Source organism: Nostoc sp. (genome assembly GCF_036917275.1).
Lineage (GTDB): Bacteria > Cyanobacteriota > Cyanobacteriia > Cyanobacteriales > Nostocaceae > Nostoc.
This window is the reverse complement of the sequence record NZ_JBALDF010000048.1, coordinates 45,307-59,977: the sequence shown is the minus strand read 5'-3', so window position 1 is coordinate 59,977 and position 14,671 is coordinate 45,307. Positions and strand designations below refer to the sequence as shown.

General features: G+C 44.4%; 11 protein-coding genes. 8 read left to right on the top strand and 3 right to left on the bottom strand.

Annotated elements, in window-relative coordinates:
* Positions 1–326 precede the first annotated feature (326 nt).
* On the bottom strand, positions 327–2,828 hold the full coding sequence (gene gyrA, locus V7K35_RS18450; protein WP_335080650.1) for a DNA gyrase subunit A: 2,502 nt from the start codon (positions 2,826–2,828) through the stop codon (positions 327–329).
* Positions 2,829–3,096: 268 nt separating this feature from the next.
* Between gyrA and V7K35_RS18445 the strand changes: the two genes are divergently transcribed.
* A complete protein-coding gene (locus V7K35_RS18445; protein ID WP_273766843.1) occupies positions 3,097–3,501 on the top strand; it encodes a response regulator in 405 nt (134 codons plus the stop codon).
* A gap of 205 nt (positions 3,502–3,706) precedes the next feature.
* Here the strand turns inward: V7K35_RS18445 and V7K35_RS18440 are convergent, their stop codons facing one another.
* On the bottom strand, positions 3,707–4,585 hold the full coding sequence (locus V7K35_RS18440) for a tetratricopeptide repeat protein (RefSeq protein ID WP_335080649.1): 879 nt from the start codon (positions 4,583–4,585) through the stop codon (positions 3,707–3,709).
* Between the two features lie 145 nt (positions 4,586–4,730).
* Here V7K35_RS18440 and V7K35_RS18435 point away from each other — a divergent pair, with 145 nt between their 5' ends.
* The 7 genes from V7K35_RS18435 (at position 4,731) to V7K35_RS18405 (ending at position 12,157) form a co-directional block, all read left to right on the top strand.
* Complete coding sequence (locus V7K35_RS18435; RefSeq protein WP_335080648.1) at positions 4,731–5,099, top strand: TetR/AcrR family transcriptional regulator; 369 nt, start codon at positions 4,731–4,733, stop codon at positions 5,097–5,099.
* Complete coding sequence (locus tag V7K35_RS18430; RefSeq protein ID WP_335080647.1) at positions 5,078–5,347, top strand: hypothetical protein; 270 nt, start codon at positions 5,078–5,080, stop codon at positions 5,345–5,347. The genes V7K35_RS18435 and V7K35_RS18430 overlap by 22 nt, the downstream gene beginning before the upstream one ends.
* Before the next feature lie 310 nt (positions 5,348–5,657).
* A complete protein-coding gene (locus tag V7K35_RS18425; protein ID WP_335080646.1) occupies positions 5,658–6,209 on the top strand; it encodes a hypothetical protein in 552 nt (183 codons plus the stop codon).
* A gap of 102 nt (positions 6,210–6,311) precedes the next feature.
* Positions 6,312–7,895, top strand: coding sequence for an efflux RND transporter periplasmic adaptor subunit (locus V7K35_RS18420; RefSeq protein ID WP_335080645.1), 1,584 nt, complete (start codon positions 6,312–6,314; stop codon positions 7,893–7,895).
* A gap of 22 nt (positions 7,896–7,917) precedes the next feature.
* A complete protein-coding gene (locus tag V7K35_RS18415; protein ID WP_442939742.1) occupies positions 7,918–9,198 on the top strand; it encodes an ABC transporter permease in 1,281 nt (426 codons plus the stop codon).
* A gap of 631 nt (positions 9,199–9,829) precedes the next feature.
* Positions 9,830–10,501: an ABC transporter ATP-binding protein gene (locus V7K35_RS18410; RefSeq protein WP_273766836.1), complete on the top strand. Its 672-nt coding sequence runs from the start codon at positions 9,830–9,832 to the stop codon at positions 10,499–10,501.
* Between the two features lie 219 nt (positions 10,502–10,720).
* Entirely contained in the window at positions 10,721–12,157 is a 1,437-nt protein-coding gene (locus V7K35_RS18405; RefSeq protein WP_335080644.1) for a TolC family protein, read from the top strand.
* A 99-nt stretch (positions 12,158–12,256) separates the two neighbouring features.
* Here V7K35_RS18405 and V7K35_RS18400 read toward each other — a convergent pair whose 3' ends face one another.
* Complete coding sequence (locus tag V7K35_RS18400) at positions 12,257–14,518, bottom strand: cation:proton antiporter domain-containing protein (RefSeq protein WP_335080643.1); 2,262 nt, start codon at positions 14,516–14,518, stop codon at positions 12,257–12,259.
* Between the last annotated feature and the right edge of the window lie 153 nt (positions 14,519–14,671).

Genomic DNA, 14,671 nt, shown 5'->3' with positions numbered 1-14,671 from the left:
GTTGTTTTGAGCGTCTAGGGGGATATTTGACTATCCTTCTTTAAGGGAATCTTGAAGAATCTGCGCGTCTTCTCCCTACAGCCCGCAGAGTGTCAAGTTTACTTAAAAGACTTCCAAATAAAAAAATCCCCCACAAGATTGGATAATTTATTTGTTGCCCAGATCCCCGACTTCTTCAAGAAGTCGGGAATCTAAATCTAGCTTAGGTAAGCACTATCTGAATATTTTATGCTGCCAATTTGGGAGGCGGCAGCCCTCTCGAAAGACATTCCCAGTCGGAGACTTCTTTTCGAGGCAAGCCCTACAAAAATAGAAACTCACCTTGATTAAGTTCGCACTTCGGCGACGGTGATGATTTTTTCATCGCGGTTGAGTTGGAGGATGCTTTCACCTTTGATATCTCTACCTAAGATTGGCACTGTTTCCACAGGTATCCGCACTACCCGCTCTTTATTCGTCACTAAAGCTATCTCGCCAGATGCGATCGCCATAACCATACCAGCTAAGTTGTCGGTTTTGCTGGCAAATTTCAGCGCTTGCGTGCCTAAATCACCACGATTAGCTGCTCTTAACTGACTCGCAGCCATTCGCTTGGCATATCCTTCTTGAGTAACTAACAGTAGTTGGTCATCTTTACCGACAGTGACACAGCCAACCATTTGCTGATTTTTCAATAGCCGAAATGCTTGTAAGCCCATCGCTGTGCGACCCATAATCGGTAATTGTTCATCATTGACTGCAAAGCGCAACAGTCGCCCACCTGAACTGGCTAAAATCAGGTGTTCCCCTGGAGTGGTGAACTGGGTAAATGACAATTCATCATCGTCTTTAAGCTTCAAAATCGTGATTCCGCGCCGAGTCAGGTTAGTAAATTCTCCCAGAGACAGACGCTTAATTCGTCCCTGTTTTGTTAAAAGAATCATCTGGCTAGTTTCGAGATTTTCCGGCAGCAAAAAGCGGCTGACCACAGCTTCTTGAGCACCTTGAGCAGTACTACTGAGCATAGTAATCAAAGGTTTCCCCCGTGGAGAACGTCCAGTGGTTGGGGGAATTTCTCCCACATTCACAGGGTAGACTTTGCCGCCAGCAGTTAGTATTAACAAGTCTTTTTGGGTGTCAGTCAACACAGTTTGGATAATGAAGTCATTATCATGCAGACCATTTTCAGCTTTTGACTTTCTCCCAGATGGTTGGGTGCGGCGGACATAACCCCGTTGGGTAAACTCTAAAACCGCTTCTTCTGCTGGTTCAGAAGATTTAAGTTCCTCTTCCTCCTCTACTCTTTGTCCCTTTGTCCCCTTGTCCTCTTGTATCCTTGTCTCGCTGCTGATAGGCGCTAATTTTGTCCGGCGGGGATCGCTGTACTTACGCTTGAGCGATCGCAAATCTTTTTTCAGCACCTTGAGTAATTCTCGGCGATCGTTCAGCAATTGCTCTAACAATCTAATTTGTTCACTTAGCTGCTCAAATTCCTGCTGCAAATTTTGCTGTTCTAAACTGGTGAGGCGGCGCAACGGCATAGCCAAAATTGCATCTCCTTGTACCTCACTCAAATCCAGTCTGCTACAAAGATTTATTTTTGCCGTACTTCCATCGGGAGCTTGCCGTAAAATTCCAATTACCTGATCCAAATTAGATAGTGCTTTGAGTAAACCTTCCACCAACTGCACACGACTTTGGGCTTTCCCCAACTCGTAATTGTAGCGACGGTTCAGCGTCTGTTCTCGGAAACTCAAAAACTCCTGCAACAGTTGACGCAAACTTAACTGGCGGGGTTGTCCATCTACTATTGCTAAGAGAATTGCCCCAAACGTCATTTGCAAAGCAGTTTGGTGATACAAATGCTGGAGAACTTCTTGGGGATTGGTATCGCGTTTGAGTTCAATTACTACTCGCATCCCTTCGCGATCGCTCTCATCCCGAAGATCAGAAATTCCTTGCAGGCGACTTTGATTTACTAAGTCCGCTACCTTCTCAATCCAGGCAGCCTTGTTAACTTGATAAGGCAATTCTGTAATGATAATTGCCGTCCGACGCTTGCTTCCCCTAGTGGCTGGAATTTCCTCCAGAGTTGCGACTCCCCGCAGCAGAATTCCACCTTTACCTGTGGTGTATGCTTCCCGAATTCCCGCCTCACCAATTATTTCTCCACCAGTGGGAAAGTCTGGCCCTGGAATTAACTCGAATAACTTTTCATCTGACAAATCTGGGTTGTCGATAAAGGCAATTAACCCATCGACAACTTCCCCCAAGTTATGCGGTGGTACATTTGTCGCCATGCCCACGGCAATACCAGAACAGCCATTCAGCAACAGAAACGGCAACTGAGCAGGTAGCACCGTTGGTTCTTGCTGGGAATTATCGAAGTTCCCAACAAATTCCACAGTTTCTTCGCCAATTTCTGTCAGCATTCCCTCATGGCTGATGGGCGCCAGGCGCGTTTCTGTGTAGCGCATCGCCGCTGGCGGGTCATTATCGACGCTCCCAAAGTTACCGTGTCCTCCTAGTAAAGGATAACGGCTAGAAAAGTCCTGCACCAGCCTCACTAAAGCATCGTAAACTGATTGGTCGCCGTGAGGATGGTATTTACCCAACACATCACCCACCACACGGGCACATTTTCGATAAGGTCTATCTGGTACCAAACCTAGTTCGTGCATTGCATACAGAATACGACGATGCACTGGTTTTAAGCCATCACGCACGTCTGGTAGCGCTCGCCCGACAATCACGCTCATGGCATATTCTAGATAAGACCGTTGCATCTCGGTGTGCAGGGCTGTTGTAATGACCTGTCCCGTTGAGAGAAGGTTTAACTGTTTTGCCATGAGTTTTTTCCCTGAAATTTAACTACACAAAAGCCGGCGGAACCCAATATTGCAGCAACCACAGCATAACGGATCAAATAGGATTCATAACAAAGTTTTCATGGTCACAGAAGAAAAAGCAGTAGTATCATCCTTGATGACGAGGATGCAGATTGACTATTAAAAAGGATGCACACGAGTATAATCTATATACACTTAGTAGCTATGATACTTACCATGATTGCATTTGTTAATTTTGAATTCCCTCACCTCTATAAGTAAAATTCTCATGAAAACTGTTTTAATTGTCGAAGACGATTTAATTAATGCTCGCGTTTTTTCCAAGATTTTGTCCAAGCGTGGCGGCTTGGGTGTGAAACACACTGAAAATGTGGAAGAAGTCATAAAAATTGCCCAATCTGGAGAAGCAGACCTAATTTTGATGGATGTTTCTCTGTCTAGAAGTGTTTACCAGGGTAAGTCTGTTGATGGAATCAAGATTACACAAATGTTAAAATCTGATCCAAAAACAGCAAACTTACCTATTATTTTGGTGACGGCACATGCTATGGAAGGCGATCGCGAGAACTTTCTCAAGCAAAGCGGCGCTGATGGCTACATTTCTAAGCCAGTTGTTGACCATCAACTGTTTGTTGACCAAATCATCGCACTTCTACCCACAGACGACCACTGAGAATTAACGACTTATTTCAGGAATACTCGCCCAAAAACGTTTTTGGGCGAGTATTCTTGAATTTTATTAGTATATATGTACTACAAAAAGGTGCCATTAGGCAAGTAGTAATCGGAAAGTTATGAGTTAGGAGTTGAAATATTGAACTGCCAACTCCTAACTTTTAACTTTTAACTCCTAATTCAGCACTCATAACTCAGTATTCCTATTGGGTAGGCTGTTGTTCAGGGGCTGATGATGAGTTATCTCGTTGCAGTAGGGCTGCTTGAATACGGGGTGATTCTAGGAATTTTTTCGTATCAGACAGTAGGCGATCGCCCCAGAGATTTTCTTTAAGAAAATCCAAACTAGCATAGCGCTGATCGATGCGGAGTGCAGCTTCTCCAAAGGTTAGTCCTTGTTGGTGATCGCCTTTAGTATACAGTGCCACTGCCAAGGCCAATAAAGGTTCTGCGGCTTGCTTCTCTAGGGTTATAGCAGATTGCCATCGCTTAATTGCTCCAGGGGTATCACCCTGTTCGTAGTTGATTAAGCCAATATTGTTCAGCGCCGGCCAGAATTTTTTATCTTGGGAGACGGCCTTATTGTACTGTGTGATCGCATCTGGGAATCGACCCAGCAGAAAGTAAGCATTACCCAAATTAAATAACCCTTCTGGATCATTGGGTTTTAACTTCAAACCGTCTTGGTAATTGACAACAGATGCCTGGTAATTTTTCTGCTGAAAATTAGCTGAACCCAAAGCAAACAGAATCTCACCATTTTTGGGGTTGATAGATTGAGCTTTTTTCAGGCTAGTGATCGCTGCGTCAAAGTCTTTAGTTTGTAGCTGCAATCCACCTAAGAGCAACCACACCTTCTCATTTTTTGAAGCCAGGTTACTAGCCAGCCGCGCTAGTGGCAAAGCTAATTCAACCTGTTGAAACTGAGCGAGTTGAGCCGCTTCCTGTGCCAACCTCAACCCCTGCTTCTCTGCATCTACTTGCAATGTATGGGGTATTAATGCCTGCGCGTTAGCGGCTTGTGGCATACTCCACAAACTACAAACCATTAGAAGAGAAATCAAACGAACATATTTAGGCACACTACCGCCTTTAAGCCACTAATCAAAGAATCTTTCAGCTAGCTTAAACGATCTGGGCTGTTGACGGTAGTAAAATCTTACGTCATTAGTTGTTTACATCCCAATCACAAAGGCAATAAATTAATAAGTAACCACTTACTCATTTATGCCTCGGATACCCAGAATCACCAATCAGCAAATCTTAGAAGCGGCTCGGCAAGTTTTCCTGCAACAAGGATTTGGTGCTTCAACCTTAGAAATTGCTCAACAAGCTGGTATTTCTGAAGCTTCAATTTTCAAGCGATTCTCAACGAAAGAAGAATTATTTTTTGCGGCGATGGGAATTCCAGAAAAACCCCTGTGGGTAAACGAGTTGGAATCTCTTTGTGGCAAAGGCGATCTCAAAGAAAACCTAATCAATATTTGTTTCCAGATTATAGAATTTTATCACGAGGTGCTGCCTCGGATCATGATGCTGCGATCGCACAACTTGGAGGTAAAGAACCAAAACCCATGCAAGATGTCAAAGTACTGACTGCTTTCCTAGAGCGTGAGATCAACCAAGATCGCCTTCGCCCTTGCGATCCCCAGACAGTGGCTCATATCTTAGTAAAATCGGTGATGAACTACGTTTTTGTAGAACAAATGTCCTCCCAAGTCAGTATGCCAACTGCCGAATTAACAATAGGAAGTTACTTAAATTCTGGAGAGCCTACCACTGAAGTATCAGTATTTATCTTGAGTATTGTAGATGTTGTCTGGCAAGGAATTGCACCAAGCTAGGATTAAGTAAACCGACCCTGGGACGCTCTTACACCGAGACGCAAAGAGATTTGTAGAAATATTTAGTCGCGTCTCCCCTTGCCCAGTACCTATTATAAAAACTGATGACTTTCGTCATACATCAGTCTGGAATTACTAGTGACTTTGGTCATACATCGGTCGGGAATTTTTGAGCCATAATTATTATGTATGAATTTATACGCCAACTTAAATATGAGATATCTTGATGCCAAAACAAAAGCAACTGTCTAAATTGCTGAATCTGAACCTAAGCAGAATAGAACTTTAATGTAAATAAGGAGTCAATTCCATGTTGAAAGCAAACCGTGTATCAATAGTCTTAGCTGCTGCTGCCCTGATCATTGTTCCCACTATCTTGACTGCACCTGCAAGTGCCCAGACGAAAGTCTACGTTGTTGGTGAACGTGATCAAGATTGGGATCGCGACGGCAGACGCAACTATAGAGAAGACAGCAACCCTGGCGACAGACGCAATTGGAACCGCGACAGCAGATCCAATCCTGGAGAAGTCAGAAACTCTAGAGATCGGGGTAATTGGAACCGCGACGGCAGATCCTATCCTGGAGAAGTCAGAAACTCTAGAGATCGGGGCAATTGGAACCGCGACAACGAACCCTATAACAGAGTAGTCAGACTTGGTAATGGTGACATCAGATATCCCAATGGGCAAATTATTCCTGCTAGATCCATAGCCAGACTGCGTAATCAAGGTTATTTTAGACTTCCCAACGGGGATATTCTTCTTCCCAATCAGGAAATTGTTCCTGCTGGGAGATTAGTTAGAGAGCGTGATGGTTACTACAGACTTCCTAGTGGATTGGTACTGCAAGTAAACCTTTAAAACACTAAAAACTCAAAATCATTGTCAGTATAGGGCTACCAGGTTATAGTTTTAGCCGTGAATAACTAGCTCGGTAGCCGTTCTTTATAAGACAAAATGGATATGAAAATTGATACATCAAATACCGTAGATTCATCAGTTTTGGTTCCAAAGGTAAAGAAAAAAAAGGGCAGACGTAATTGGCTCTCTTGGCTAATTGCTCTTTGCCTTTTGGGTGGAATTGGCTATGGAGTTTATTACCAAGTAACAGTTGTTTCCCGTCAAGAAGCCAGACGCCGGGTGCTGACAAGACCTGTAGAAAGGCAGAGTTTAACAATCACAGTTTCAGCGAACGGAACAATCAAGCCTGAGCGGTCAATCAACCTCAGCCCGAAAAATTCAGGGATCTTGAAAACACTGCTGGTAAAGGAAGGGGATCTCGTCAAACAAGGACAGATTGTAGCTTACATGGATGATTCAAACCTGCGGGGGCAACTCACTTCTGCTCAAGGACAATTGGCACAAGCCGAGGCGAATTTGCAAAAGGCGATCGCAGGTAATCGCCCTCAAGATATTGCCCAAGCACAAGGAGTATTAGACGAAGCCCAGGCGAATCTGCAAAAGGTACAAGCAGGCAATCGCTCTCAAGATATTGGTCAAGCACAGGCCCGCTTGCAAAGCGCTCAAGCCACCCTTCGCCAAGCAGACGATGATTTTGTTCGTAATCAGCAACTTTACAATGCAGGCGGTATATCCCTTCAGACTCTTAACCAAAACCGTGCCACTCGCGACAGTGCCCAAGCTAGTGTAAATGAAGTACAACAAGCACTGGGGTTGCAAAAAGCTGGGTCACGTCCAGAAGACATTGAGCAAGCCCGAGCTGTGGTGAAGCAGAGACAGCAAGCTTTGGCGCTTCTGAAAGCAGGAACGCGCCAAGAAGATATTAACGCAGCCCGCGCCCAGGTAACATCTGCTCGTGGTTCCCTGCAAAACATCCAAGCCGAAATCAATGACACGGTAATTCGCGCCCCCTTTGATGGTGTGGTGACCAAGAAGTTTGCTGATCCAGGCGCTTTCGTGACACCTACAACAGCCAGTAGTGAAGTCGCTTCTTCTTCTTCTTCTTCAATCTTGTCTCTAGCTTCAACAAATGAAGTTGTCGCAAATTTAGCGGAAACAAATATTTCTAAAACCCGCCTTGGTCAAAAAGTCTCGATTAAAGCAGATGCCTACCCAGGAAAAACCTTTGAAGGTAAAGTCAGCCAAATTGCTGCCCAAGCAATAGTAGAGCAAAACGTCACCAGTTTTGAAGTGAGAGTATCACTTTTGGACCCTCAAAGACTACTGCGGTCTGGGATGAATGCGGAAGTAGATTTTCAAGTCGGTCAAGTGGACAATGTTCTAGTAGTGCCAACAGCCTCGGTGGTGCGCCAAGAAAATGCCACAGGTGTATTTGTGGCAGGAAAGAATAACAGACCTGTGTTCACTCCCATTGAAACTGGCGTCACTGCAAATAATTTTACCGAAGTTAAATCTGGATTGACAGGAAACGAAAGGGTATTACTCAGTTTCCCACCAGGGTCACGTCCGCAATCAACACCACGAGGAGGAGTTTTTCCTGGTCTAGGTGGTGGAGGTGGAGGAAGAGGCGGCGGCGGCGGAGGTCGTTCAGGCGGTGGTTCTTCTCAAGGCGGTGGTTCCCCTTAAAGTGAGTTTTAAATAAAACCTTATGTTTAAGATATTTAAGGGCTTTTACAAAGCTAAGAATACGCGCACAGTACCGTTGCTGGAAATCTTGACAATGGCGGCAGAGACTTTGTGGAGTAACAAATTACGCACAGGTCTAACTATGTTGGGCGTGATTATTGGGATTTCTTCGGTCATTGCCATTACTTCTGTCGGTCAGGGAGTGCAAAAGGGGGTTGAGCAACAGATACAAGCGTTGGGTACAGATGTGATCCAAATCTTAGCGGGTGCTGCAAGAAGCGGGAATGTCCGTCAAGGAGTAGGTTCTAGCAGCACCTTGACTTGGGAAGATGCTAAGGCGATCGCTACACAAGCGCCATCAGCACAGATGGTTTCTGCTTATCTCCAACGCAGCGCCCAAGTTGTATATGCAGGACAGAACACCTCAACAACCATTTATGGCACAGATTTGAACTACCCAGAAGTCAGAAATACCCACCCCCAACAAGGGAGATATTTTACCCAAGAAGAACTAGATATTGCCGCACAGCTTGCCATTCTTGGTCCCACAGTCCAAACCACACTCTTTGGAAAGGGTGTAAATCCGATCGGTGAGCGAATTCGGATTCAGGGAGAGGCTTATGAAGTAATTGGGGTGATGGAGCCTAAAGGCGCTCAAGGCCCGATGGATCGAGATGACCAGATTTTCATCCCTCTAACTACTATGTCCAAGAGACTGGTTGGTAACAATGCCTTAGTAGGCGTTTCTGTAAGTGGAATTTTAGTCAAAGGCGCTAATCAGGAGCAGTTAGAAGCCGCTCAGTTTCAAGTCACCAATCTCTTACGGCTGCGTCACAACATTTATCCGCCGCAAGCTGATGATTTTCGGCTGACTAATCAAGCTGATATTGTTAGTACCTTTACTAGTATTGTGGGTTTATTTACAGTAATGGTGGTAGCGATCGCTGGAATTTCCCTGGTGGTTGGTGGAATTGGTATTGCCAATATTATGCTAGTTTCCGTGGTTGAGCGAACGCGGGAAATCGGGATTCGTAAAGCCGTAGGAGCCACCAATTCTGCAATCCTTAATCAATTTTTAGCCGAAGCGATCGTGATTTCCATTGTTGGCGGAGGTATTGGCATGACGACTGGAGTTTTATTAGCTTTTGTCGCTGCAAACGTTTTCAAGTTTCCGTTTGTAATTTCTTTATTGTCGATCATTGCTGGCTTTGTACTCTCGTTAACCGTTGGCTTAGTAGCTGGGGTAATTCCAGCCCGGAACGCATCCAAATTAGATCCAATCACCGCTTTACGTAGTGACTAAATAATTCAAAAAAAGAAAATTTAAAAATTCAAAGCATCTCTTAAAACAGTTAAAGAAGTCGGAAGTCGGAAGTCGGAAGTCGGAAGTACAGTTTTGTAACAGGGATTTAGACCCCGCCACAAAACTTGCGGCTTATTAGCCGGGCACTTAAACCCGCCGAAGTTTGGTAAATATAGCAACAGCTAAGGTGGTTATGACATTAACAAATGATAAAACTTAGACACAAAAAGGCTTTTCACCCATTCCCCAGTCCCCAGTCCCTTGCTATATATGCACTTTGTCTGTGTTGAACCAGAAGCACCAGCAGATATGCTAACTGCTTTTTGCTCGTAACTACCAATTCTAATTAGATGGTCATTATGGTTTTTAATTGCAAAAAACTATAGCAACAGCCAAGGTGGTTAGGACATTAACAGATGATAAAACTTAGACACAAAAAGGCTTTTCACCCAGTCCCTAGTCTCCAGTCCCTTGCTATATATTCTATTTGCTGATAATTTTATATCCTAATATTGCAGATTATTTGCAAATAGCCTGGTGAATAAATTTTAATTATTCGCAGGTTATACAATCAATGTAATTTTTGAAAAATTGACAACCAACAAATAACAATTTATAAGCCGAAGTTAATATGACAACTATGATTTGGATGGAATCGATTACCAAAACCTATCACTTGGGAGAAGTTAGTGTTCCAATACTTAAGGGAATTCAACTCTCCATAGAGGAAGGGGAATACGTCTCCATTATGGGTGTATCAGGTTCGGGTAAATCCACGCTGATGAATATTTTGGGATGTCTGGATCGTCCCACAACTGGAGACTATATTTTTGAAGGCAGAAACCTGACGACTTTTGATGATGATGAATTAGCCTATATCCGCAACCAAAGAATAGGTTTTGTTTTCCAACAATTTAACTTATTGGCGCGGGCGACAGCGCTGGAAAACGTCATGTTACCAATGATTTACGCTAACTTGCCTAAGCCAAAACGCCGTCAACGGGCATTAGAAGCCTTGGAAAAGGTAGGACTAGGCGCACGGATATCTAACCGTCCCAGTCAACTCTCTGGGGGACAACAACAACGGGTAGCTATAGCTCGTGCTTTGGTCAACCGACCTGCATTAGTTTTGGCAGATGAGCCAACAGGAGCTTTAGATACTGAAACATCCTATGAGGTGATGAGTTTGCTAACAGAACTTAATGACCAAGGGATCACAATTGTGATTGTCACTCATGAGCCAGATATAGCTGCTCAAACCAACAGGATTATTCGAGTTCAGGATGGTTTGATTGTAGGTTAATTTGTTAATATCAACCTTTTGATACCAATTCTGTATGAAGATGGACAGAATATTAAACGAACCGCCAAGTACGCCAAGAGCGCCAAGAATAGAGAGTTACTCATTTAGTGCAGCTTCACATTAAATTGGTATGAGGGGGAATTTAAAATTTAAACCATTGTCAGGTCAATCAGGTGATTGTATCCTCAAAAAAACCTAATTAATGACTACATCATTATTATGAATCTCAGCTTATTCTCCGTACATTCTACCTGGATTACCGTAGCGTTGGCGGTAGCCTTGCCGTCAGGCATCGCTATTTTTTTTCCAACTTTAACAAGTGCAGCAACTCCCCCAAAAGCGCAGAATTCCTCAAGCTCTGCACAGGTTCCCAATTCCCTCAACCCCAATTCCAATCCTCTCCAATTTCCTACCAAACCGGAGGAAGTAAGGATTCAGCAAACTGTGCCAATCAGTTTGGCACAGGCTTTGGAACTAGCAAAACGCAATAATCGAGACTTACAGGTAGCCTTATTACAGTTAGAACGTAGTCGCGCGGCGCTACGCGAGTCTCAAGCTGCCTTGTTTCCTACTCTTGGTTTTGACAGTCGTGTAACTAATAGTGGGAATGGTTTTACTAACAATTCATCTCAAAGCAGCACCACTTTCAATGGTTCAGTACAACTGAATTATGACCTTTATACCTCTGGTAATCGAGAGGCAAGTATCCGAGCAGCTGAAGAACAACTACGTGTGGATGAATTTGATGTTGAAACTCAGTCTCTTACAATTAGGTTGAATGCCAGCACTCAATACTACGATTTGCAACAAGCTGATGAATCAGTAAGAATTAATCGGTCTGCTGTGGCAAATGCCCAGGCTAGTTTGCGGGATACTCAAGCTAGAGAACAGGCTGGAGTGGGTACACGGTTTGATGTGCTGCAAGCTCAGGTGAATTTAGCAAATGCCCAACAAAACCTGACTAATTCTATCTCACAGCAGCAAATTGCCCGTCGTCAGCTTGCAACCTTGTTAAGTTTGTCGCAGTCAGTTAATATCAGTGCAGCAGATCCCGTACAACTAGCGGGTCTTTGGCAGCCAACGCTGGAACAAACAATTGTCCAAGCGTTTCAAAATCGTCCAGAATTGCCACAGAATTTGGCACAACGTAATATTTACGAGCAACAGCGACGACAGGCGCTTTCACAGCTAGGGCCGCAAATTAGTTTGGTAGGCAACTACAATCTGCTAGATCGGTATAATGATGGCGTCAGCATTACTGATGGTTATTCAGCGGGACTCCAAGGAAATGTAAGTTTGTTTGATGGGGGAGTAGCAAAAGCGCGTGCAGATCAGTCGAGAGCTAATATTGGGATCGCAGAGTCTCAATTTGCTAGCCAGCGCAACCAAATTCGCTTTGATGTAGAACAGTACTATTCTCAATTGCAATCCAATTTAAATAATGTGCAAACTTCTAGTGTGGCTTTAAATCAAGCCAGGGAAGCTGTCAATTTAGCAAGGCTGAGGTTCCAAGCTGGTGTGGGTACTCAAACGGAGGTGATTGATGCTGAAAATGACCTGACAAGAGCAGAAGGTAATCGAGTCGCAGCTATTTTAGATTACAATCGCGCTCTAGCTAATTTGCAAAGATCAGTCACTTCCAGGGCTTCGCGCTAAGGTCAAATCATTAAAGAAAAGTTTGCTTAGATCCTGAGATTGGTAATCTATGTGAATATAGCTATATTGAAACAAACTAAATGTATCTAATCAATACAACTATGGCGTAGTAATTACTGCTACTGGGCAATGTGCTCTATTCAGAATTGCATCCACTCTGTGACCGAAGAAAACGCGACCTGTAACCATTCGGATACTACTCCCGAGAATAATTAGGTCAACTTCATTGGTTTGGGCAAACTTGAGGATTTCCTTTTCTGGGCTGGTTCCTTGAAGAATATAGGTTTTGACATCAGCACCTAGATTGCGACCAGTTGCTGCTTGCTGTTCGAGTAGTTCATGGGCAATTTCCTTGACTGGAGCTAGCGATCGCTGTTCGTAAAGAATATACTCGACCTGTGGCAAATTAATCACGTTAACGATCATAACTAATGCCCCTGTTTGAGCAGCGATCGTACTTGCCATCTCTACAGCATTTTTGCCGTATTCTGTCCCCACCGTTGGCACCAGAATCTTTGTCAGCTTTTGTTGAGCGATTTTGCATATCTCGCCTTTAGGTTGGAGTAAGTGCGATTTCACCACCATCGTTGCACAAGGCGCTTCTTGTACTACCCGGTCTACAAGCAAATTGAACAATGCTTTCTGGGGGCGTATCTGTTCAGAAGCTCCCAGTACGATCAAGTCATAGTTTTTGTTCGCTTCATTTAGAATTACCTCCGCTTTACTACGTCCAGACTCCGTTTTTGCTTGCAGGGTGGTATCAGCAGGTAGCTGCATTTCCTCGGCAACAGAAGCCAAAGCTTCCTCGGCAGCAGTGTCTTTTACCTGGGTTGCCGTGCGGCGGGCTTTTTTTTGGGGCTGCTTGTCACTCAGGGCATATAGAGATGTAACTTCTATCGAGTTTTGGTGAGCCATGTAGCCAACTAGTTGCGCTGCGAGTTGGATGTTGGGGCCACCGCTAGTCGGTATTAAGACACGCTGAATTTGCTTAATAAAGCTGTGGCTATCCTGTTCTTCTTGTTCCAAACGTCGAGCTTCCTCTTCACTCATAACCACTTTTGATAAAGTCCAGCGCAAAAGGGGTGGAGCCATTAAGGAAGTGACGATCGCCACCATAACAATAATCGAGTACATCTGTGGATTCAGCACTCCCAAAGATAAACCAATCGTCGCAACGACAATTTCCATCGCCCCGCGAGCATTCATCCCGGAACCCATTGCCAAACCTTCCCAATGACTCAAGCCGCCGACGCGAGAACCAATGTAAGCACCTGTAAATTTCCCAATACAGGCAACAGCGAGAACAATCAAGCCAAATAGCAACGTCTGGGGCACTAACAGGGTTAGCAAGTTAACTTTCAAGCCAGCTGAAGCGAAGAAAATTGGCGCTAGAAAGGCTGCTGTGAAGACTTCTAGCATGTGTCCAGCTTCATTGCTAAAGCGGCGGGATTGACCTGCTAGAATCCCCAGCACGAAAGCACCTAATGCTGCTTCTAGACCTAACGCATGGGTAAGTGCTGCTGCTGAGAGCGAAAGAATCAGCACAACCGACATACTAGCGGCGATTCCGCCAACGTAGTCATCAACCCAGCGCAAAATCTGGTCTACAATGGTACGCCCAATGGTGAAAGCGATCGCTAAAAACAATATAGCTGCACTCACGGAATGGAAAATTGTCCCAAGGTCAAATTTGCCGCTACTAGCTAGACCTGAAACCACAGAAAGTAAAATCCAGCCAATGGTGTCGTCAGTCATACCAGCAGCTAAGGTGACTTGACCAATGTCACGGCGAATCAGGTTTAAGTCCATCAGCACCTTAGCAATCACTGGTACTGCCGAAATACTCATTGCTGTGGCGATGAACAGACTAAATACTAGTCGCTTTTGTGGATCGGCTAAAAAATTATCTGGTAATAACCAGCCCAATCCAAATCCGGTAATAAACGGGACAATAATTCCGCCCAGTGAAATCAGCAGAGCCGTTTTACCCTTACGCAGAATCAGCTTTAGATCCGTCTCCAACCCAGTCACAATCAGTAAAAATAACACGCCTAACCAAGAAATCACCGAAAGTAAATTAGACTGTTCTTGACTTTTGGGAAAGATGTGCGCCTGTAAGTCTGGAAGGAGCAAACCAAATAGAGAAGGGCCCAGCAGCACACCAGCCAGTAATTCCCCAACAACAGGTGGTAGGTTAATCCGGCGCATCAACTCACCTAATCCCCGCGCTACCAGAAGCAACAGTGACAGTTGTACCAGCACCAACAGCAGTTCATGATGACCGAGAGGTTTAATTAAACCGTCACCTGCTACTTTCTGTGCAGCGAGTACAGGCACTAACATCAGGGACAGGTATTGCATATAAGCGTCCAAAGGTTGGATTACAAATTTTTCAAGGGGCTACTTCAAGTAAATCTGAAAATGTTTACTTCTACATCGGTCTAGGAGGTTAAGCTGTCAGACAATTTTGGATTTTAGATTTTGGATTGACCCCACAAATAAATCCGCAATCAA